Origin of the sequence: Flavobacterium denitrificans DSM 15936 (assembly GCF_000425445.1) — a bacterium.
GTDB classification, from domain to species: Bacteria; Bacteroidota; Bacteroidia; order Flavobacteriales; family Flavobacteriaceae; genus Flavobacterium; species Flavobacterium denitrificans.
Map to the genome: position 1 here is coordinate 596,994 of NZ_KE384378.1, position 22,504 is coordinate 619,497.

The following is a 22,504-nucleotide window of genomic DNA, read 5'->3' on the forward strand; positions in this document are numbered from 1 at the left end:
AAATGGCTGTCAATAAAACCACCGAAACCACAAACAGTGTTGCTGATTTTATAAATACTGTCGAAAATGAAACAAAAAGAAAAGACGCTTTTCAACTTCTTTCAATAATACAGGAATTAACTGGTTTTGAACCTAAAATGTGGGGACCGAGTATTATTGGTTTCGGAAGTTATCATTATAAATATGACAGCGGACATGAAGGAGATGCGCCATTAGCAGGTTTTTCACCAAGAAAAACCGCAATGACTGTGTATTTTTATCTGCCTGAAGAAAATAGAGAAGAACTTTTATCAAAACTTGGAAAACATACATCTTCGAAAGCTTGTATTTACATTAAAAAATTAACCGATATCGACATAGAAATCTTAAAAAAGATAATTTTACTTTCTATTGAATACACTCAAAAATTATATCCCTCAAATTAAAAATGATTACATTCTTAATCCTTATACTTTTACTTTTTTTTGCTGTTTATAGATTTCTAAAACATCCAAAATTTGGGAAAGCGCCATCTGGCGAGCGATTGGCTTTAATTCAGAAATCGCCACAATACAAAAACGGAAAATTCGAAAATCAAAGTTTTACTCCAGATCTTGCTGAGGGAGCGAGTATGACGGGAGTACTACTGGAATTTTTCTTCAAAAAAGTAGATCGAAAATCTCCGACCGATTTGATTCCGTCTGTAAAGACTAATTTAAAAGAGCTTCCACTGAGCGAAGATGTTTTGGTTTGGTTTGGACATTCCTCCTATTTTATTCAACTTGAAGGAAAACGTTTTTTGATTGATCCTGTTTTCAGCGGAAACGCCTCGCCAATTCCGGGAACTACAAAATCATTTAAAGGAACAGATATTTACTCTGTTGATGATCTTCCGGAAATTGATTATTTATTGATGACACACGATCACTATGATCATTTGGATTATAAAACGATTCTGGAATTAAAGCCGAAAATCAAAAAAGTAATTACAGCACTCGGTGTTGGTTCTCATTTTGAATTTTGGGGCTTTAATCCTGAAATTATCATCGAAAAAGATTGGAACGAAAAAATAGAGTTAGATCAAAATTTGACACTTTACACAGCACCATCAAGGCATTTTTCGGGCAGATCTTTCAAACGTTGCAATACGCTTTGGACTTCTTTTATTTTGGAAACCACAGATTTCAGAATGTATCTTGGGGGAGACAGCGGTTACGATATTCACTTTGCAGAAATCGGCAAAAAATTCGGAATTTTTGATATCGTCTTGCTTGACAATGGTCAATACAACAAAAATTGGAAATACATTCACAATATGCCCGAAGATGTTATTCAAGCGATGAACGACCTAAACGCAAAAAGAGCTTTTCCGGTTCATTCTTCAAAATTTGCATTATCACTGCATTCTTGGGACGAACCTTTGAAAAAAGTTACCGAATTAAATAGTTTTTCTAAAAACCCTATTCCATTGATTACGCCAATGATTGGAGAAATAGTCGAATTAAAAAACGAAAAACAGCAATTTTCAGCGTGGTGGGAAAACATAAATTAATTGTGAGATGGGAAATGTCTGAACTTGAAAAGTAAACGCCCAAATATCTACTGAGCGAAGTCGAAAGGCACAAAGTTGAATTTTGTCCTCACTAAACCGGACTTCGACCTCACTCAGTCTGAGAATATAGCTAGAATAAAATTTAAACCCAAAATCTTAAAGTCTTGAAACTAAAAATAAATATAACGGCACTTTTGTTTTTCATTACAATTTCTGTTTTCGCTCAAAACACCTATGTTTTTCTGGGCTCTTACAATCGCGATAAATCGGCAGAAGCCATTCAAGTTTATCAATTAGATACCGTAAACGGAAAATTGAAAAAATTTACTTCGGCAAAAAATGTTATAAATCCTTCGTATCTGACTGTTTCGCCAAATGGAAAATACATTTACGCTTGCACGGATACCAAAACGCCAAACGCAGGAAGCATCAGCAGTTTTGAATTTAATACCGAAAACAAAACGCTGACATTTTTAAACAGCCAAAGAAGCGGTGGCGAAAATCCGGTTTATGTAACGGTCCACAAAAGCGGCAAATGGATTGCCAATGCCAATTATACTGAAGGAAGTGTTTCTGTTTTCCCAATTTTGGAAAACGGCAAAATTGATTCGATAGCGCAAAATTTCCAATATACGGATGGAAGTACACACAAAGAAAGACAAACACGTTCGCACGTTCATTCGGCTGTATTTTCGCCTCAATGCGATTATTTGTTTTTGCCAGATTTAGGTGCAGACAAAATTCGTTGCTATAGATTTGATGCGACTCAGAAAAAACCTTTAATCGCAACTGAAAATCCATTTACAAAGACAGATTTAGAAGCTGGACCAAGACATTTTACTTTTCATCCCAATCAAAAATTTGGTTATTGCATTGAGGAAATGGCAGGTCAAATAAGTGTTTACAAATATGACAATGGCGTTTTAAATAAAATACAGCGAATTGCAACACATTCTGATAAAATAAAAGAGGGTTTTGAAAGTTCTGACATTCATATTTCACCTGACGGAAAATTTCTGTATGCCACAAACCGTGGAAAAGAAAACAACATTGCCATTTTTACAATTGATGAAAACGGAATGTTGAAAAACATTGGCTACAAATCGACTTTAGGAAAACACCCAAGAGTTTTTGCCATTGATGAAAGCGGAAAATTTTTAGTCGCTTCGAATGTAAATACGGGAAATGTCGTAGTTTTTAAAAGAAATCTAAAAACAGGCTTACTAAAAAAAGTAGGAAAAGAAGTTAAAATGGAAAATGTTTCGTGTGTTCAGATTAAAAAAATTTAAACTTTAAAAAAAATGCAACAATCGAATTTCAATTTGCAACCTGATTTTCTAGAAAACGAAATCATAAAATTAATTCCGTTAGAAGAAAAACATTTTGAAGAACTTTATAAAGTAGCTTCAGATCCTTTAGTTTGGGAACAACATCCTAATAAAAATCGCTATGAACGAGACGTCTTCCGAAACTTTTTTGAAGGTGCGATGGAAAGCAAGGGCGCTTTTTTAATTTTAGATAAAACCACAAACGAAATTGCCGGAAGCACACGATTTTATGACTATGAACCTGAAAACAATAGCATTTTTATAGGTTATACTTTTTACGGAAGAAATTTCTGGGGAACCGGTTTTAATCCACAAGTAAAAAAATTAATGCTCGATTATGCTTTTCAATTTGTTGATAAAGTGCGATTTCATATCGGAGCAGAAAATTATCGTTCGCAAAAAGCAATAGAAAAATTAGGTGCCGAAAAAATTGATGAAATCAATGTTGCATATTACAACGAACCTTCGAGGCATAACTTTGTATACGAAATAAGAAAAAACTAAAATAGAAACTGTTTCGTTTTTTCTTATTAGCCGAATTAAAATTTAAAACCGCTATTAAAACCATAAAAAAATGCAAGCAATGAACTTTAATTTACAGCCTGATTTCCTAGAAAACGAAATCACAAAATTAATTCCCTTAGAAGAAAAACATTTTGAAGCATTATTTGAAGCTGCTTCAGACCCTTTAATTTGGGAACAGAATCCTGTAAAAGACCGATACAAAAGAGAAGTTTTCAGCGCTTTTTTTGAAATGATATTTACAAAAAGTCCATTTTTAATTCTTGATAAGCAAACCAATGAAATAATGGGTACATCAAGTTTTTATGATTACAATCCCGAAAAATCGAGTGTTGCAATTGGCTACACATTTATTGCCAGAAAATTTTGGGGCGGACCATATAATAAGTCTAACAAAAAATTAATGATTGATTATGCTTTTCAGCATGTCGACTCAATCCTTTTTCACATTGGATCAGAGAATTTTCGCTCACAAAAAGCCGTTTTAAAACTCGGAGCAGAAAAAATAAATGACATGACATTCGAAATTAATGGAATCAATGTGCCTTACTTTGAATACGAACTAAAGAAGAAATAAAAATGTGAAAGTTAGGATGTAAGATGCTAGATTGAAGCAAACATTTCACATTTTCACAAAAAAACAAAACAATGAAAAATATAACCGTTTTCTGCGGATCAAGTTTTGGTACCGACGAAATATTTAGAGAACAAGCACAATTACTGGGAAAAACCTTGGCTAAACAAAATATAGGTTTAGTTTACGGAGGCGCAAATGTTGGTTTAATGGGTGTTGTTGCAGATGGCGCGCTTAGTGAAAACGGGACAGTTATTGGCGTTCTTCCAAATTTCCTTCGATCTAAAGAAATCGCACATTTAGGCTTGACCGAATTAATTGTAGTCGAAAGTATGCACGAACGCAAAACCAAAATGAACGATTTATGCGACGGCGTAATTGCACTTCCTGGTGGCTTTGGAACACTTGAAGAGCTTTTCGAAATGCTGACTTGGGCGCAATTAGGTCTTCATAAAAAACCAATCGCAATTTTAAACATAAACGGATTTTATGATTCCCTGATTGAATTGACAGAAACAATGGTTGAAAAAGGCCTTCTTAAAGATGTTAATCAGAAAATGCTTTTGGTAAGCGACAATATTTCGGATTTATTGGAAAAAATGAAAAACTACAATCCGCCAACGGTTGGAAAATGGATAAATAAAGAAGAAGTTTAATGTGTTTCAGATTATAAGTTTTTAAACTGCTTTTTATATGCACTCGGGTTTAGTCCTGTATATTTCTTAAATAATCGATTCAGATGGCTTGCATCACTAAAACCAAATTCGTACACGATTTCATTAATACGCATATTGGTAAATTTTAATCGGGTTTCAATCAGCTTAATTTTATATGCGATACTATATTCTTGTATATTCTGTCCTGTTTTGGTTTTAAAATACTCGCTTATATACGTTGGTGAAACATTAAAAGCTGTTGCCATTTTCGAAGATTTCAATTGATCTGGCCGATAGATATTCTGATGAACATAATGCAGTAAATCTAAATTTGGCATCGTACTGGTCTGCTCAAAATTTATACTCGCTACAAGCGAAATATTTCTTGCGGCAATGGTTATTATAGTATTTAGAATTTGTTTTATTACTTCTTGTTGCTGCTGATCATGACTTTTTTCTTCTCTAATAAGGGCTTCGATCATTGCTCTTATTAATGGCTTGTCTGTCACTGTCTTTAATATACATCCCGGCAAATGATTATGATTGTGAAAAATAAATTCAAGTTTTTGAATCCATTCGCTGCTTTGAGTTTTAAGATAACTGTTATGAAATCTAATAAAGAAAAATTTCGTTTTCTCAGTAACTTCAAAACTGTGAGTATCTTCAGGAAAAATCAAAAATAACTTATCACTGCTGTAAGGTAATCGATGATCATTTATGATCTGAATTCCTTTTCCTTCCAATACAAAAACCATTTCAAAAAAAGTGTTTTTGCGCTCTTTCGCTTCATATTCTAAAACTTCTAAAAACTGAAGTTCAAATGGATGGTATAAATTTCTAATTTCCATCTTTCAAAAGTACAAAATATTCCAATGATTGTACAAATTTAAAAAAGCAGATCTTCTCAACTTTGTTGTATAAAATTACAACAATATGGAAACAATTTCTTTTTTATTATTGCGCATTGCAATAGCAATCAGCATGTTTGGACATGGATTAGTACGACTACCAAAACTGGAAGCTTTTAGTAACTGGATGACCAATAGTTTTGAAAATTCTATGCTGCCAAAAATTCTTGTAACTCCTTTTAGTTACATCTTACCCGTAGCAGAATTTTCAATTGGCGTTTTATTATTACTGGGTTTATTTACAAAACCATCTTTAATTGCCGGAGCTGTAATTATGCTAATTTTATTATTTGGCACCTCAATGATTGAAAACTGGGAAGCCATTCCGTCACAACTAATGCACATTGCTTTTTTTGCTTTACTGTTACATTTTATAAATGATAACAGTTGGGCTATTGATACATTAATTAAAAAATAAGCATTATGAGTTCAAGAAGAAATTTTATTAAACAAACCGGAATAATAGGAATGGTTGGCCTGATGAATCCTATTGAAACATTTTCTGAAGTTTCAAACAATGCTCCTGTTTTTTCTTCTAAAAAAACTAAATGGGCAGACGGCTCAAGATTAGTGGTTTCAATCTCTATGCAGTTTGAAGCCGGAGGACAACCGCTAAATGCCGAAAGTCCTTTTCCTCAAAATATGCAAAAAGGATTTATTGATCTCCCTGCTTCTACCTGGTATGAATACGGATATAGAGAAGGAATTCCACGTATGTTGGACAATTGGGATAAACTTGGCGTAAAAGTAACTTCGCACATGGTTGGAACCGCTGTTTTAAAAAATCCGGAACTGGCAAAAGAGATTATACAAAGAGGCCACGAAGCCGCCGCACACGGAATGAGCTGGAGCACACAATATACAATGCCGTATGAAGAAGAAAAAAAGTTCATAAAAGATGGTATTGATGCTATAAAAAAAGTCACTGGTTTTACTCCTGTTGGTTATAATGCCAACTGGCTGCGCCGAGGACAAAACACACTCAATATTTTACAAGAACTTGGTTTCAAATATCATATCGATGATCTTAGCCATGATGAACCTTTTATCATTCAGGTAAAAAATAAAGATTTTGCAGTAGTTCCATACACAATCAGATGCAACGACATAGTTCTGATTGAAGGGAAAAACTTTTCATCAGATCAATTTTTCCAACAAGCTAAAATGGAATTTGACCAATTATACGCCGAAAGTGAAACACAACGACGCCAAATGTCAATTAGTTTTCACGACCGCATTGGAGGAACTCCACAAATGGTAAAAGCCACAAATGATTTAATAAAATACATGCAACAACATCAGGGTGTGAGTTTCAAACGCAAAGATGAAATCGCCGAAATTGCACTTCACGACAAGACTACAATAAGAGAATAATCAATTTAGAATTTGAAATCCATACAAGTTAAAACTTGTGTGGATTTTTTATTTCTGGTAATTGGAATTTCTTTCTTAAATTAGGGCTTCAAAAAAAAATGTTTTGATTTTTCGTTTTTTTTTGAAGTATTTGCCTCTATTTTACAACGCACATTTTAGACATAAACCATGAAAACAGAAAACAACAAATTTGCAAAAGCCGAAATGCTGATTAGAAAACCTGTTTCAGAAGTTTTTCAGGCTTTTATAGATCCAGAAATCACCCGTAAATTTTGGTTTACAAAAGGATCAGGAAAATTAGAAGAAAACCAAAAAACAGAATGGACTTGGGAGATGTATGGTTTTTCGCTTTCAGTGACGACTTTAGTTTTACAGGAAAATAAAAAAATTGTAATTGAATGGGGAAATCCAGATGAAATTACTTTGGTTGAATGGATTTTTAGTCCGTTGAATGAAAATGAGACTTTTGTGAGTATTACAAATTCTGGATTTCACGGAGATTCAGACAAAATAATCGATCAGGTCCGCAATTCTACTGAAGGCTTTACTTTAGTTTTAGCCGGTGCAAAAGCGTATTTGGAACATAAATTACAGCTAAATTTAGTTTTAGACCGATTTCCGAAAGGGCTAGCTTAATTTTTTTTGTTTCAGGTTTCAAGTTTCAGGTTCTCTTGATAACTTGAAACTTGAAACTTGAAACTTGAAACTTGAAACTTGAAACTTTTAAACCAAACAAAATGGATACTAAAAAACCCGAAAACATCGACGAATATATTGGCGGGTTTCCGAATAATGTTCAGGAAATTTTGGAGAAATTAAGAATGACAATTCAGAAAGCCGCGCCAGATGCAAAAGAAAAAATCAGTTATTCGATGCCGGCTTTTGAGCAAAACGGAATTGTAGTTTATTTTGCAGCCTTTAAAAATCATATCGGGCTTTATGCTTTGCCAAGCGGGCATGAAGAATTTAAAGACGAGCTTTCAAAATATAAATCAGGAAAGGGTTCTGTCCAGTTTCCATTAAAAGATAAAATGCCTTATAATTTGATCACTAAAATTGTGAAATTTCGAGTGAAAGAAAATCTTGAAAAGGCAAAAAAGAAATAATATTTAAATGAATTTATCAGAGCACTACAATCAACTTTACAAAACATCTTCTGAAGCGATTTCAGCAGGAAAATATGCGATTGATTCAGAGTTAAAAAACGAATCAGATTCCCGATTTGGAATAACGCTATTAATTCGTCCAAGCGATGAAGTAAAGGCGAATATGCAGCTTTTTTTAAACGAGTTAAAAGCAATTGAACCTAAGCAATATTACTATCCAGACTCTGATATTCATATCACGGTTATGTCGATTATTTCTTGTTCGGAGGAATTTCAACTGACCCAGATTTCGCCAAACGATTATATTCAGCTTATCTGCAAAAGCATGGTTGATGCTGATAAAATCAAGATTCATTTTAAAGGCGTTACGGCCTCGCCTTCTGCTCTTATGATTCAAGGTTTTCCAACAGATCAGACTTTGGATAATTTAAGAAATAAACTTCGTGAGAACTTTAAAAACTCCGAATTGCAACAAACTATCGACAGTCGCTATACAATTTCTACCGCGCATTCAACTGTTATGCGTTTTCAGGAACCGCTTCAAAATCCAAAAAAATTAATTGAAATTACGGATAAATTTCGCGATTTTGATTTTGGAGAATTTGATGTAAAAAATCTGGAACTCGTTTATAATGATTGGTATCAGCGTAAAAGTACCACGCGTGTTTTGGGGAATTTTGGTTTGAGATAGTTATTTAAACATCCCAAAATGCCACAAAACTCCAGACGGATCGTGAAGAAAACATTCGCTTCCCCAATCTAAATGGCGAGTTGGAGTCAATTTTACGCCATATTTTTCCGTTAAATTAAGTGCTGAAAGTTCGTTGTAATATCGATCTGCATCGTCAACTTCTAGGAAAATCATAGTATTTTCAATCCATTCCTTTGTGTAATAATCTTGAAGATAAAAAGCAAATTCTTTGTTCTTAAAAACCGATAAATTATGTTCTATTACAAATTCTTCAAATCCTAAATCACGGTAAAAATTTCTGGAAATTTCGAAATTTTTGGATCCGATGAAAGGACGAATTGATTTTATATTGTGGTTCATACTTCTTCATTTTTAGTTATGAAAACCATTCTATTTTCTCATCAAGTCTGACAAGAAAATCAGTAAATGAATTTCCTATTTCAACATGATATTCTGCATTTAAATCAACAAATGGAGAAAGAATAATTTTTAGAGAATTATTGTCGTCAAATTCAATTCCTATAAATTCACCACTTCCATTTGTTCCTATTGCGAGTGTTTGTGGTAATTTTTCAAAAATATGATACTCCAAATTAGAATCAATGATTTCTTCTAAACTCCAAAGTTTTATAAACTCAACCCCAATAAACTGATCTATTCCTAAATAGTTCTCTAAATAAAAAACATAATCTTTAGGAAGATCAAATTTTAAATGTACTTGAATATCTTCGACCTCAATTAAAGAATTCTCGCGACGCGCCGGAAAATCATACTTTCTAAAAATTCCTTTTAATTCTTCAGTCATAAAAATGATAAATAAATTCTTTATCCCTTCTTCAAAATGTTCCCCAAACCACGACCAATCTGCTCAATAGCTTCAAGTCCTTTTGTCAATGGAGTTGCAGTAAAATCCTCGTAAGCATCCATTGAACTCTCTTGTCGATCGTCTTGTGGATAAACCAAAATAATATTATTTTCTCCAAAGAACTTTTCAAATTTCTGTGGAAGTCTTTCAAAAATAGATTGATACGAAACAGAACCTTTTCGTGATAAATTGAAAACAATCAAATCAGTTGGTTTTATTTCATCGGAAATTGATTCGAAATTATCCCATTCCATAACGCTTTTAAAGCCCAATTTAGCATTCAATCTCAAATTATTAGCAATACTCTGAATCGTTTGGTGCGTTTTATAATCGGCATAAAGGACAATCGGAATGCTTAATTCCTGCGACAATCTACAAATTTTCTGCAATAAAAGATGAAAACCAATTCCTCTTTCAGAAAATGGCGGACAAATAAAAACAAGTCTTTTTTCTTCAATAAAATTAGTCGGAAATCGGCAAATGAATAAACTTTTGTCAACATTGTTGATGATCGAATCTACATTTTCTCCAAAAATTTTATCCAAAAATCCAGTCTTTTTTGGCCAGCCAATAATCACAATATCCGACATGATTTCTTTAGAAGTTCTGGCAATTCCGCTTGCAGGATTATGATCAATCCTTGCAATCGTATTAATTTTCACTTCAGAAGCTGAGCCTTGAATAACGAATTTGTCAACCGCTTTTCTATACTTCAAGATATTCTTTTCAGCCTGATCATTGTTTGGAACTATTGTTAATAAAGTAACCGGATTTGATGATTTTTTGTCTTTAATCAAAAGCGCAAAATCCAACAAACTTGCGGTTGCAGAGGTCTTTGCCAACGGAATCAAAATATGTTCATCTAAAATCTGGTCTTTATCGGCATCTTCATGTGAAATCTCTTCTTCGCAAATTGCAATTTTTTTCGCAGCTTTTTCAGTTGCAAAAGACGCTACAATACAGGTTATCAAAATCAGAATAATGGTTCCGTTTAAAATATTTTCATCTAAAATTTTGGCTTTATACCCCACCAAAATCACTGCCAATGTTGCTGCTGCATGGGCGCTGCTCAAACCAAAAATAAGTTGTCTTTCGGTTTTAGTATATCTAAAAACAATCTGTGTAAAAAAAGCTGCAGCCCATTTTCCAAAAATTGCCACAACGCTCAAAGTTGCTGCAACAATTAAAGCCGTTGGTCCGCTTAAAATTACGCTAACATCGACCAGCATTCCAACAGAAATCAAAAAAAACGGAATAAACAATGAATTCCCGATAAACTCAATTCGATTCATCAAAGCAGAAGAATGTGGAATCAAAGGATTCAATGCCAATCCTGCAACGAAAGCTCCTATAATAGGCTCTACTCCTGCTACTTCAGCTAAAAACGCGGCAAAGAAAACAACAGAAAGCACAAAAATATAATGTGCATGTTTTTCACTTTCCAATTTCTTAAAAAACCATTTTGCAATTCTTGGAATTAATAAAAACATAATCGCCGAGAAAATCGCTAATGAAACTGTCAATTTTATCCAAAAAGCCTGATTTAAGCTTCCTTGACTGCTTCCCATAATTACGGCCAGAATGATCAAAACAGCAGTATCTGTCAAAATTGTTCCTCCAACTGTAATTGCAACGGCTTGATTTTTAGCAATTCCTAATTTGCTCACTATTGGATACGCCACCAATGTATGCGTTGCAAACATGCTCGCCGTTAAAAAACTCGCATTAAATTCATAATGAAGTAAATAATAACATACTGGAAAACCAATTGAAAGCGGAATTATAAACGTAAAAAATCCAAATAATAAACTTTTGTTTCGATTGGCCTTAAATTCATTCATATCCAACTCGAGTCCCGCGATAAACATGATATACAAAAGCCCAATAGTTGAAAATAAATTAACTGCCGAGTTTTTTTCTAAAAGATGCAAACCATGTGGACCAATTATAACGCCCGAAATAATAAGCCCGATAATTCCAGGAATATTGATTTTTTTTAATAAAATTGGGGAAAGCAGGATTATAAAAAGTATTAAAGAAAAAATCAATACTGGATTTGTGAGCGGTAATTCGAATTCCTGTAAAAAATGCCTGAAAAATTCTATCATATTGTAATTTTATGCTTTGTGGTATTAAAACTTGTAAAAAGACATTTCCGGATAATAAATATCCTTTGAAGCAATTTCGTAATTCTACCAAAGAGATTAAGCCGTATGAATTAAGGCTTTTTACAAAAATACCGAAAAAACGCTAACTTTTAACGTGATCTGCATATTAAGCAATTAAATTTATTTTGTTGCCAAATTATTAATATTTAATATCATTTTTAACAAAAATGCAAGATTAACAATCAAAAGCGAATCTTCGTTGCATTATTCAATTATCTTTGTAGTAACAAAAATGAAACAATGGAAGAATGTATCTCTGTTTTTGATATGCTTAAAATTGGTGTTGGACCTTCATCCTCACACACTTTGGGGCCTTGGAGAGCCGCAGAACGCTTTTTAGACGAGTTAAAAAGCGAATCTATTTTAGATCAAATCAAGCGCGTAAAAGTCGATTTGTACGGCTCGCTTTCTTTAACCGGAAAAGGCCACGCAACAGATTTGGCCGTAATGCTCGGTTTGAGCGGGCAAGATCCCGAATATATTCCGGTTGAAAATATTGCTGGAATTATTAAAACTATTGAAAATAAAAACGAAATTATTTTGGCAAATCAATATACGATTCCGTTTTATTTTCTTCAGGATATTGTTTTCAACAAAGACTTCCTTCCTTTTCATGCCAATGGCTTGAAATTTACCGCTTATAAAAATGATGATTCTGAATACGAATCTACTTTTTATTCAATTGGAGGTGGTTTTGTTGTAAAAGAGGAACGCGAAAATGCCAAAATAAAAGAAGTCATAAAATGTGCTTTCCCTTTTCCAGTTCAAAATGCGGTTGAGCTTTTGAATTATACAATCTCAGAAAACAAATCAATTTCAGAAATTGTATATGAAAATGAAAAATCAATGCGTTCAGAAGGAGAAATTCATTCTGAATTAATGCGCATTTGGAATACCATGTTGGAATGCATGTACATTGGTTGCCATTCTGAAGGTATTCTTCCGGGCGGACTTCACGTTCGAAGACGCGCTTTTGATATGCATCAAAATTTGATTGGTTTGTCTAATTATACTGATCCACAATCTTGGCTGGAAGAAATTAGAAAAACCGAAGTTAAATTTCGCCAGATTTTAAAATGGGTAAGTTGTTTTGCATTGGCAGTGAATGAAGTAAATGCTTCTTTGGGTCGTGTCGTTACCGCTCCAACAAACGGAAGTGCGGGCGTTATTCCGGCAGTTTTAATGTATTATATGGTAATCGAAAACCATAATGCAGGTGAAAAAGAAATCAAACAATTTTTGATGGTTGCGGGAGAAATTGGAAGTATTTTCAAAAAAGGCTCTACTATTTCAGCTGCAATGGGAGGCTGTCAAGCCGAAATTGGTGTTTCGTCATCAATGGCCGCGGCGGCGCTTTGCGAATTAATGGGCGGAACTCCTGCACAAGTTTTAATGGCTGCCGAAATTGCTATGGAACATCATTTGGGCCTAACTTGTGATCCAATTGGTGGATTGGTTCAGATTCCTTGCATTGAACGAAATACAATGGGCGCTATAAAGGCCATAAACGCAGCAGAATTAGCTCTTGAAACTGATTCTAAAAATGCTAAAGTTCCTTTAGACAAAGTAATCAATACAATGTGGGAAACAGCAAAAGATATGAATTCAAAATATAAAGAAACCTCTGAAGGTGGATTGGCAATTGCCGTTAATATGGCTGATTGTTAGAATATATTACTTAATTTTGCAAACAAAAAAATCACCTTTAGGAGCATTAACTGCTTTTAAAATCATTAATAAAATTAAAACTTACTCATAATGTCAGTTGCTAAAAAAGATTATAAAAGAATCACTACCAAATCGTTAATTGAAATGAAAAGCAATGGAGAGAAAATCTCTATGCTAACTGCATATGATTTCACAATGGCAAAAATTGTTGATACTGCGGGCGTCGATGTGATTTTAGTAGGAGATTCTGCTTCAAATGTGATGGCAGGTCACGAAACGACTTTGCCAATTACTTTAGACCAGATGATTTATCATGCTTCATCTGTTGTTCGCGCTGTCGAGAGAGCTTTAGTTGTGGTAGATCTACCTTTTGGAAGCTACCAATCTGATCCTAAAGAAGCTTTGCGTTCTTCTATCAGAATTATGAAAGAAAGTGGCGGACATGCTGTAAAATTAGAAGGCGGAAAAGAAATCAAAGAATCAATCAAAAAAATATTAAACGCCGGAATTCCTGTTATGGGACATTTAGGTTTGACTCCTCAATCTATTTATAAATTCGGAACTTATAGCGTAAGAGCTAAAGAAGATGAAGAAGCTGAAAAATTGATTGAAGATGCTAAAATGCTTGAAAAAATAGGATGTTTTGCCGTAGTTCTTGAAAAAATCCCAGCTGAACTTGCCAAAAAAGTGGCGGATAGCATTTCGATTCCAGTTATTGGAATTGGTGCCGGCGGTGGTGTCGACGGTCAAGTTTTAGTTATCCATGACATGTTAGGTATGAACAATGAATTCAGTCCACGTTTCTTGCGTCGTTACTTGAATCTTTATGAATCAATGACAAAAGCAATCGGACAATATGCTGCTGATGTAAAGTCAAAGGATTTCCCTAACGCTAGTGAACAATATTAGTTCTAAGGTTCTAAGATACTAAGGTTTTAGGCACAAAGATTCAAAGCTACAAAGGTTCAAAGAACTTAAAAATTAAAACTCAATTGCCTCCAGCTTTAGCTGGAGGTTCATTTTTAAAGCTACTGGAAGGCTTTAGCCAAACTTTCTCAATCTAAATTTCAACTTAAAATGAAAATTATTTCAGATAAAAACAATCTCCAAATTTTGCACGAAGACAATCACATTATTGTCGTCAATAAGCGTGTGGGTGATATTGTGCAGGGAGATAAAACGGGAGACAAACCTTTATCTGATGTTGTAAAAGAATATATAAAAGAGAAATACAATAAACCTGGTGATGTTTTCTTGGGTGTAATTCATCGTTTGGATCGGCCTACAACAGGAATTGTAGTTTTTGCGAGAACAAGCAAAGCTTTATCGAGAATGAATGAGCTTTTCAGCAATCGTGAAACTAAAAAAACATATTGGGCGGTTGTAAAAAACAAACCTAGTGAAGCTTCTGCAAAACTGGTACATTACTTAAAAAGAAACGAAAAAAACAATACTTCAAAAGCACATTTAAAAGAAGTTCCTGATAGCAAATTAGCAAGTATGGACTACAAAATCATTAAAGAGCTTCAAAATTATACCGCTCTTGAAATCAATCTTCATACTGGGCGTCATCACCAAATTAGAGCGCAACTTTCTGCAATTGGTTCTCCAATAAAAGGCGATCTTAAATATGGCGCTGATCGCAGTAATCTTGACGGTGGAATTCATCTTCACGCCAGAAAACTAGTTTTTGTTCATCCGGTTTCTAAGGAAAATATTACGATTATTGCATCAACTCCGGACGAAACAATTTGGAATGCCGTTTGATTTTTTATGATATAATTGTTAATTTTTTAAATATTATCGATTAACTTGCATAGCCATAGAAAACAAGCTGATCATAAAATGGACTACAAAAACGACATCGGATACAGAAAAGAAACGCTTAAAAAGTTGTTGTATAACATTCAAAAAAGCGAAGATTTGATTGTTCAAGCTTTATACGATGATTTCAAAAAGCCAGAATTCGAAGCTGTTTTAACCGAAACTAATTATGTCATTTCAGAACTAAAAGACACGATCAAAAACATCTATTCGTGGTCTAAACCCAAAAATATTTTCCCGTCACTTCTCAATTTTCCGTCAACAGATTATATCTATAAAGAACCTTACGGAAAAGTTTTAGTAATTGCCCCATGGAATTATCCTTTTCAATTGGCGCTATGCCCATTGATTGCTGCCGTTGCTGCCGGAAACAGAGTTGTTTTAAAGCCATCTGAACTTACGCCACATACAGCCGCAATTATTACCAAAATTATTTCTAAAACATTCCATGTCAAACACGTAGAAGTTGTTGAAGGCGGAATCGAAGAAGCCAATAAATTACTTGCAAAACGTTGGGATTATATCTTTTTTACAGGAAGTGTTTCGGTTGGAAAAATTGTCGCCAAAGCCGCGGCCGAAAATCTGACTCCAGTTACTTTAGAACTAGGGGGCAAAAATCCGTGTATCATTGATGAAACGGCAAATTTGAAATTAGCCGCAAAACGAATTGTCTGGGGAAAATTCATCAATGCTGGTCAAACCTGTATTGCTCCCGATTATATTCTGATTCAGAAAAACATGAAAATTAATTTCGTTACTTTTTTAATTGACGAAATCCTAAAAGCTTATGGCAAAAAAATAGACAAATCACCCGATTTTGCACGAATCATCAACACTAAAAACTGGCTTCGCCTGGATAGTATGATTGAGCGTGACAAAGTAATATTTGGCGGAGAAACCGATGCTGATAAATTATATATTTCACCTACTATAATCGAAGAACCTGCATTAGATAGTCCTGTAATGAGAGAAGAAATCTTCGGTCCTATCTTGCCTATCCTGACTTACGAAAACGAAGCCGACATTGAACACGTAATCAGCCGTTACGAAAAGCCTTTGGCATTTTATGTTTTTAGCGAAGATAAATCTTTTGCTAAAAAGCTAATTACAACCTATTCATTTGGAGGCGGATGCATCAACGATACCGTAGTTCATTTCTCCAATAAAAGATTACCTTTCGGGGGTGTAGGACATAGCGGAATTGGTGCGTACCATGGACAACTCAGCTTTGATATTTTCTCGCATCATAAGGCTGTAGTAAAAAAAGCAAATTGGCTTGACCTACCTATGCGATATGCTCCTTATAAAGACAAATTAACCTCACTTAAACGATTATTAGACTGGCTTTAAAGCACAAAAAAATGTCTTCGTTAATTTTGTAGAATATCCTATGCAATTGATTAAAAATACTATATTTACGTTTCAATAATGACCGTAAATTCTAAAAGTACAAACAATTCCATACCAAAATGAAATCTACACTTGACCTACTCGAAAACATAAAAAAAAATGGCTATAAACTAGATTTTTCAAGCGTTTTTGAACATGCTTTCGAAAATTTTAAAAAAATATCGCTTTACTCTGCCTTAATCATTTTAGTTTTTTCAGTCATTATCGGAATTGTCGCTGTAGCCGTTTTAGGATCGGTTTATGGTTTAGACAATGCTCCTAAAATGATTGAAGAAAGTTTAAAACCTTCAAAACCAACCCTAGAAGATGCTTTAATCTCAACAATTGGAGTTTCGCTTTTATCAGCTCTTGTCGCTCCTTTTGGCGCAGGATTCTTCAAAATGGCTGACTCTGCTGACAAAGACAACGAATTTAAAGTTTTTCATATTTTTAATTATTTCAAGGCACCTTATTTTGCGCAATTGTTTGCAGCAACTTTACTTATAACTGCTATAAACAATGCAATTGCCAATACGCTTGAAAGTGCTGGTTTTATTTTTATAGGCGTTGCTATTTCAATTTTTATCAATTTTTTCATGTATTTTACTGTTCCGCTGATTCTTTTCGGAAACCTAAAAGCGATAGATGCAATTAAAGGAAGTATTGTACTTGTGACTAAAAATCCATTATTGATTTTCGGATTATTCATTATTGGACTTATAGGCTCCGCAATAGGAGTATTCGCTTGTGGCGTAGGATTACTATTTACAATAGTTTTTAATACTTCAATGATTTATGCGGCTTACTGCGCAATTTTTCCGATGGAACATGAAGAAGATCCAATTGACAGTATTGGCCAATCGGATCTCTAAATTCAAATGAGGCTGACCAACTTTAGAAATTCAAAAAGTGCTATTACCTAAACCGTACATTCCTAAATTTTATGGTAGAGAACTACAGTTTTTATAATACAATGATTTCAGGAATTGCCTTTGCTGGCAATACCCTGAAATCAATTTTAACAAACTGGTTTGTTTTTAACCCAGAAGTCATTTTTTACAACAATCCAAAACTCATTATTTTAGGACTTTCCTTATTTGCATTTTTAGGAATTTTGATTTATCAATTCTTACGAATCAAAACCAGGATTGGCTATTTCATTCAGAAGAAAAAAGATACCGAAACGATAACCAAAGAATACCAGCTTTATATATTATTTTTCGGTATTGCCGTGATCGTAATTGAGATCATCAATGAAATTTTCAAAATTAGGCCAAAAAGCCTACTGATTATAAATACGATTATTGGCCTAAGCGTACTTATGATATATATCCTTACGGATAAAATCAAATATTTGCGTGATCATGTTCAAAAAATATTTATTGTCTCCTTCTTTTTTTACATTGCCTACGTAGCTCGCAACATCATTTGCCTTCCAGATGATGTTCTGCCAATTATTACTTTTTTAATATCTTTTTTCTTTTCATACAGCATTTTAAAACCTATAAAAGTTTATTGGCTTTTTGTTGCTTTGACTTTTCTTTACCTGGTTACGACTGTCGTTTTTCAATTAATCCCGATAAAATCTTCGGTACTTTTAATCGATTTCACCATTGTCATTTTTATCATAAACCAAGTAAAATACGCAGTTTTGCAAAACAACAGAGACAATTACAGGTTTACAAATGAAATCGTACATAAAGGAAACTCGCTTACAATTGCAACAAACGAAAATGGCGAATTGCTGTTTTGCAGCGAAACAATTACTTCTATTTTAGGCTATCAACCAGACCAAGTTATGGGGTTTGAGTTTTGGAAACTAACGGAAGACTCCGAATTCAATAGTGCCAATTATTATAAAAACTACATAGACAACAAACTATACATAAGAAAACTAAAAAACAAAAACGGCGAATACAAATACATTCAATGGAAAGATAAAAAGTTTTCAGAAAATCTCATTATTAGTATTGGTCAGGACGTTACTGAACAAATTATAGTTCAAGATCAATATAAAAATCTGATTCAAACCGCAACGGATATTATTTTTGAAATAAGCATTGAAGGACATTTTACATTTATAAACGAGTTTGGTTATTCAATTTTAGGATATACCGAAAATGAAGTTCTTTTACAGCATTATTCTAATTTTATTCATGACGATTATATCAAAAATGCGGTTGATTTTTATGAAAATTTGGAGCAAAACGAGCTCAATTATCCAACAATCGAAATTCCAATTTTAAAGAAAAATGGTGACGAATTATGGATTTCCCAAAAAGTAATTGTCCGCAAAAATGATTTAGGAATTACTACTGGTTTTGCTGGGATTGCCCGAGACATAACTGAACTTAAAAATGTCGAAAATGAGAAAAAAAGACGTTTAGAAAAAATTGAATCTTACAATAATTCAACTAAAAAACTTTCAACCACTAATTTCACCGAATATGAGAGTATTGACACCGTAATCGATTATATCATAAAAGAAGGGGGAATTGTATCAAAAGCGAACAGGGTCAGTTTTTGGAAATTTTCTAATGATGTCATTACTTGCAAAAATTTGTTTAGCCGTGACAATCAAACTTTAAGTGACAAAAACATTCTTGACAAAGAATCCTATCCAATTTATTTTGAAACCTTAAAAAACAAAGCCATTATAAATGCACCTGATGTTTTTGACAAAATAGAAATATCTGAGTTTCAAAAGGTTTATTTCACCAAAAACAAAATCAAGTCGATGCTTGATGTTCCAATTTTCTTAAACGGACAACTAGCCGGTGTTGTTTGTTTTGAAAGCACGGGTGAAAAAAGAGAATGGGACAACGAAGACATCAACTACGCTAGAACCATTTCAGATGTTATTTCGTTGGCAATTTCATCACAAATGAGACTCAAAGCAGAGAAAAAACTGGAACTGAAAAGTGATCTTCTTTCGGCGATGGCACTTTGCACTGAAAAATTTCTTTCAAGCAAAGGACCTCAAAAAATGTTTCAAGAAACCTACAATATAATTGGAAAAGCATCAAAAGCAGATCATATTTTTTATTATGAAAAAGATTTTGAAACCAATACAATCAGCCAGAAATATAAATGGTCAAGAGAAGGTGTTGTTCATCAAATAACAGAGCTTCAAAAATTTACAGAAGAAAATTTAAACGAAATTATTCTTCACTCGCAAAGCAAAAAGGTATTGAACATGCTGACTCAAAATCTTGAAGAAACATTTTTCAAGAAATTGCTTGTTACAAACGATATTAAATCAATTTTGATTCTTCCGTTATTTTCAAATGATGTCTTTTCTGGTTTTATTGGCTTCGATGATTGTACCAAAGAGCGAAAGTGGACCGATGATGAAATTTACATCTACCAAATATTAGCCAATAATATTTCATCAGCTTTAGACCGACATAGAAATCAAGCTAAAATCAAGGAAAGTGAAGATGCCATTAAAGCAAAGGAGCTTGCTGAAGCGGCAAACAAGTCTAAATCTGATTTCTTAGCCAACATGTCGCACGAAATTCGAACTCCTTTAAACGGAATCATCGGATTTACGCATTTATTGATGAAAACAAATCTTGAAGAAATTCAGGAAAAATACATGACAACCATTAATCAATCAGCCCATTCGTTGCTTGAAATTATTAATGATATTCTTGATTTCTCAAAAATCGAAGCAGGAAAGCTGGAACTTTATATCGATTTATATGATCTTCAAAAAATACTTGGACAAATTTTTGATTTGATTATTTACGAATCCAATCAAAAAAGCCTATTGCTTGAATTGAATGTTGATCCAAATGTGCCAAAATACATTTGGACCGACATTGTACGTTTAAAACAAATTCTGATCAATCTTTTATCCAATGCCATCAAATTTACAAATGAAGGCTCGATTAAATTAAATGTTTCTGTTCTTGATAAAAAACACGACAACCATCATCTTTTACGCTTTTCGGTTATTGACACCGGAATTGGAATATTAGAAAAAAACCAGAAGAAAATTTTCAAAGCATTTTCGCAAGAAGATAGTTCAACAACAAGAAAATTTGGAGGAACCGGATTAGGACTTACCATTTCCAATCAATTATTAGCCTTAATGGAAAGCCGTTTACAGCTAAACAGCAAAATTGATGAAGGAAGCACTTTTTATTTTGATTTAAATCTAAAAACAAGTGAAAATACAGTTAATGAGAAATTAAAAGCACTTTCAAATGGAGCTGAACCTGAATATTCTTTAAGCTATAATTCAAACATTGAAAAAATAAATATTTTGATTGTTGAAGATAACAAAGTGAATATGTTGCTTTTGAAAACTATTGTCAAAAACATCAACATGAATTCGATTATTTTTGAATGTGAAAACGGTTATGAAGCTGTAAAACAAATTGAAAACATAAATCCAGATTTAGTTTTCATGGATATTCAAATGCCTATCATGAATGGTTATGAGGCCACGAAAGCAATTAGAGGAACTAAAATTGGCAAAAACATTCCAATTATAGCCGTAACAGCCGGCGCTGAAAAAGAAGAAAAGAACAAATGTATTGCAGCCGGAATGAACGATTATATATCAAAACCTATTATTAGAGGCACTGTGGAAGAAGCATTGCGAAAGTGGTTAAAATAGTTCAAAACTAAATCGGTCGTTTTGCCTCAAAATTCCCGAAAAATATATAAATTCGTATTAATAAAAACATAATAAGTTTAAATCTAGCACACTATGAAATGGCAAGGTAGAAGACAAAGCGATAATGTGGAAGACCGTAGAGGTTTATCTGGTGGCAAAGTAGCTATTGGAGGAGGCGTTATCGGAATAATTATTTTGTTATTAAACGTTTTTGGTGGCGAAACTGGACAAACTGTAGGAGCGGCACTTGAACAAATGCAAGGTGGACAACAGACTCAAACCGAAGCCGCTGCGCCATTAAGTAAAGAAGATGAAGAAATGGGGAATTTCGTCAGAGTTATTCTGGCGGATACTGAAGATATCTGGAGCAAAATTTTTGAAGAACATGGAATGACTTATAAAAAACCAAAACTAGTTCTTTTTAAAGGCTCTGTACAAACAGCTTGTGGTGGCGCATCATCTGCATCTGGGCCTTTTTATTGCCCTGGAGACCAAAAAGTTTATATGGATTTAGGATTCTTTGAAGAACTTAAAAATAAATTTGGCGCTAGAGGTGGGGATTTTGCCATTGCATATGTTATAGCACATGAAATTGGCCATCATATACAAACTTTGCTGGGCACTTCAGCAAAAATGCGTCAGGCTCAAGAAGGGAAAAGTGAAGCTGAAGCCAACAAACTTTCAGTAGCTTTAGAACTCCAAGCTGATTTTTACGCGGGTGTTTGGACACATTATAATCAACAAAATTTAGATGTAGATGACATTGATGAAGCTTTAAGTGCCGCGAATGCTGTTGGCGACGACGCAATTCAAAGCAAAATGCAAGGGCATGTAGTTCCAGACTCCTTCACACACGGATCATCTGAGCAAAGAATGTACTGGTTTAAAAAAGGCTTTAAAACTGGTGATATTCGACAAGGCACAACCTTTGAAGAAATTGAATAATACAAAAACCAATAGAATAACCAACCTAAAAAGCACAACATAACTGTTGTGCTTTTTTTATTTTTTATAATCCCTATAAGTTCATTTTAGACTTTGGTTGTATTTCATAAAAAATCAATTAGAGGTCATATTAAAAAACAATGCCAAAGGTTTCAACCGTTGGAGCGCAAGGCATATCACAATTTATTTCTACATGTATTTTAGCGTACCCAGGGTTGAAACCACGGGCTATATTTGAATATTAGTTTCTTTAATTTAAATCTTCTTTTTTTAAACCTTATTACTTATTCAACCTCAATCTAAAATGAACTTATATTACTTATATGGT

Annotated in this window: 22 protein-coding genes; 18 read left to right on the top strand and 4 right to left on the bottom strand. The window is 33.6% G+C overall.

Features of this window, described 5'->3' with window-relative positions:
• Nucleotides 1–2 precede the first annotated feature (2 nt).
• The 6 genes from H600_RS0119195 (at nucleotide 3) to H600_RS0119220 (ending at nucleotide 4,611) form a co-directional block, all read left to right on the top strand.
• A complete protein-coding gene (locus H600_RS0119195; RefSeq protein WP_026730313.1) occupies nucleotides 3–425 on the top strand; it encodes a DUF1801 domain-containing protein in 423 nt (140 codons plus the stop codon).
• Between the two features lie 2 nt (nucleotides 426–427).
• Nucleotides 428–1,531, top strand: coding sequence for an MBL fold metallo-hydrolase (locus tag H600_RS0119200; protein WP_026730314.1), 1,104 nt, complete (start codon nucleotides 428–430; stop codon nucleotides 1,529–1,531).
• Nucleotides 1,532–1,695: 164 nt separating this feature from the next.
• Nucleotides 1,696–2,820 carry a lactonase family protein gene (locus H600_RS0119205; protein ID WP_026730315.1) on the top strand — a complete coding sequence of 375 codons (1,125 nt, stop codon included), beginning with the start codon at nucleotides 1,696–1,698 and terminating at the stop codon, nucleotides 2,818–2,820.
• A gap of 12 nt (nucleotides 2,821–2,832) precedes the next feature.
• The gene (locus H600_RS0119210; protein ID WP_026730316.1) at nucleotides 2,833–3,363 is read left to right on the top strand and encodes a GNAT family N-acetyltransferase; all 531 of its coding nucleotides are present in this window, start codon (nucleotides 2,833–2,835) and stop codon (nucleotides 3,361–3,363) included.
• A 79-nt stretch (nucleotides 3,364–3,442) separates the two neighbouring features.
• A complete protein-coding gene (locus H600_RS0119215; RefSeq protein ID WP_245176604.1) occupies nucleotides 3,443–3,958 on the top strand; it encodes a GNAT family N-acetyltransferase in 516 nt (171 codons plus the stop codon).
• Nucleotides 3,959–4,029: 71 nt separating this feature from the next.
• Nucleotides 4,030–4,611 (top strand): LOG family protein, encoded by a 582-nt coding sequence (locus H600_RS0119220; RefSeq protein WP_026730318.1) that lies wholly within the window; start codon nucleotides 4,030–4,032, stop codon nucleotides 4,609–4,611.
• A gap of 11 nt (nucleotides 4,612–4,622) precedes the next feature.
• Here the strand turns inward: H600_RS0119220 and H600_RS0119225 are convergent, their stop codons facing one another.
• Nucleotides 4,623–5,459: a helix-turn-helix domain-containing protein gene (locus H600_RS0119225; RefSeq protein WP_026730319.1), complete on the bottom strand. Its 837-nt coding sequence runs from the start codon at nucleotides 5,457–5,459 to the stop codon at nucleotides 4,623–4,625.
• An 85-nt stretch (nucleotides 5,460–5,544) separates the two neighbouring features.
• Here H600_RS0119225 and H600_RS0119230 point away from each other — a divergent pair, with 85 nt between their 5' ends.
• The 5 genes from H600_RS0119230 (at nucleotide 5,545) to H600_RS0119250 (ending at nucleotide 8,690) form a co-directional block, all read left to right on the top strand.
• The gene (locus H600_RS0119230) at nucleotides 5,545–5,937 is read left to right on the top strand and encodes a DoxX family protein (protein ID WP_026730320.1); all 393 of its coding nucleotides are present in this window, start codon (nucleotides 5,545–5,547) and stop codon (nucleotides 5,935–5,937) included.
• 5 nt (nucleotides 5,938–5,942) lie between these two features.
• Nucleotides 5,943–6,893 carry a polysaccharide deacetylase family protein gene (locus tag H600_RS0119235; protein WP_026730321.1) on the top strand — a complete coding sequence of 317 codons (951 nt, stop codon included), beginning with the start codon at nucleotides 5,943–5,945 and terminating at the stop codon, nucleotides 6,891–6,893.
• A gap of 168 nt (nucleotides 6,894–7,061) precedes the next feature.
• Complete coding sequence (locus H600_RS0119240; RefSeq protein ID WP_026730322.1) at nucleotides 7,062–7,529, top strand: SRPBCC family protein; 468 nt, start codon at nucleotides 7,062–7,064, stop codon at nucleotides 7,527–7,529.
• Between the two features lie 101 nt (nucleotides 7,530–7,630).
• The gene (locus tag H600_RS0119245; protein ID WP_026730323.1) at nucleotides 7,631–7,999 is read left to right on the top strand and encodes an iron chaperone; all 369 of its coding nucleotides are present in this window, start codon (nucleotides 7,631–7,633) and stop codon (nucleotides 7,997–7,999) included.
• A gap of 7 nt (nucleotides 8,000–8,006) precedes the next feature.
• Nucleotides 8,007–8,690 carry a 2'-5' RNA ligase family protein gene (locus tag H600_RS0119250; RefSeq protein WP_026730324.1) on the top strand — a complete coding sequence of 228 codons (684 nt, stop codon included), beginning with the start codon at nucleotides 8,007–8,009 and terminating at the stop codon, nucleotides 8,688–8,690.
• On the opposite strand, the gene H600_RS0119255 is transcribed toward H600_RS0119250, so the two are convergent.
• Genes H600_RS0119255 through H600_RS0119265 form a run of 3 tightly spaced genes read right to left on the bottom strand, consistent with a single transcriptional unit; the run spans nucleotide 8,691 to nucleotide 11,663 of the window.
• Entirely contained in the window at nucleotides 8,691–9,050 is a 360-nt protein-coding gene (locus H600_RS0119255; RefSeq protein WP_026730325.1) for a VOC family protein, read from the bottom strand.
• Between the two features lie 16 nt (nucleotides 9,051–9,066).
• Nucleotides 9,067–9,495, bottom strand: coding sequence for an SMI1/KNR4 family protein (locus tag H600_RS0119260; protein ID WP_026730326.1), 429 nt, complete (start codon nucleotides 9,493–9,495; stop codon nucleotides 9,067–9,069).
• Between the two features lie 20 nt (nucleotides 9,496–9,515).
• Nucleotides 9,516–11,663 carry a cation:proton antiporter gene (locus H600_RS0119265; RefSeq protein ID WP_026730327.1) on the bottom strand — a complete coding sequence of 716 codons (2,148 nt, stop codon included), beginning with the start codon at nucleotides 11,661–11,663 and terminating at the stop codon, nucleotides 9,516–9,518.
• Nucleotides 11,664–11,963: 300 nt separating this feature from the next.
• On the opposite strand from H600_RS0119265, the gene H600_RS0119270 reads away from it, so the two are divergent.
• The 7 genes from H600_RS0119270 (at nucleotide 11,964) to ypfJ (ending at nucleotide 22,176) form a co-directional block, all read left to right on the top strand.
• The gene (locus tag H600_RS0119270; RefSeq protein ID WP_026730328.1) at nucleotides 11,964–13,391 is read left to right on the top strand and encodes an L-serine ammonia-lyase; all 1,428 of its coding nucleotides are present in this window, start codon (nucleotides 11,964–11,966) and stop codon (nucleotides 13,389–13,391) included.
• 90 nt (nucleotides 13,392–13,481) lie between these two features.
• Nucleotides 13,482–14,300, top strand: a complete 819-nt coding sequence (gene panB / locus H600_RS0119275; RefSeq protein WP_026730329.1) for a 3-methyl-2-oxobutanoate hydroxymethyltransferase — start codon at nucleotides 13,482–13,484, stop codon at nucleotides 14,298–14,300.
• A gap of 168 nt (nucleotides 14,301–14,468) precedes the next feature.
• On the top strand, nucleotides 14,469–15,158 hold the full coding sequence (locus H600_RS0119280) for an RluA family pseudouridine synthase (RefSeq protein WP_026730330.1): 690 nt from the start codon (nucleotides 14,469–14,471) through the stop codon (nucleotides 15,156–15,158).
• A gap of 78 nt (nucleotides 15,159–15,236) precedes the next feature.
• Nucleotides 15,237–16,565, top strand: a complete 1,329-nt coding sequence (locus tag H600_RS0119285) for an aldehyde dehydrogenase (protein WP_026730331.1) — start codon at nucleotides 15,237–15,239, stop codon at nucleotides 16,563–16,565.
• A 119-nt stretch (nucleotides 16,566–16,684) separates the two neighbouring features.
• A complete protein-coding gene (locus H600_RS0119290; protein ID WP_026730332.1) occupies nucleotides 16,685–17,476 on the top strand; it encodes a DUF2189 domain-containing protein in 792 nt (263 codons plus the stop codon).
• Nucleotides 17,477–17,547: 71 nt separating this feature from the next.
• On the top strand, nucleotides 17,548–21,231 hold the full coding sequence (locus H600_RS0119295; RefSeq protein WP_026730333.1) for a response regulator: 3,684 nt from the start codon (nucleotides 17,548–17,550) through the stop codon (nucleotides 21,229–21,231).
• A 93-nt stretch (nucleotides 21,232–21,324) separates the two neighbouring features.
• Complete coding sequence (ypfJ, locus tag H600_RS0119300; protein ID WP_026730334.1) at nucleotides 21,325–22,176, top strand: KPN_02809 family neutral zinc metallopeptidase; 852 nt, start codon at nucleotides 21,325–21,327, stop codon at nucleotides 22,174–22,176.
• The last annotated feature ends 328 nt before the right edge of the window (nucleotides 22,177–22,504 follow it).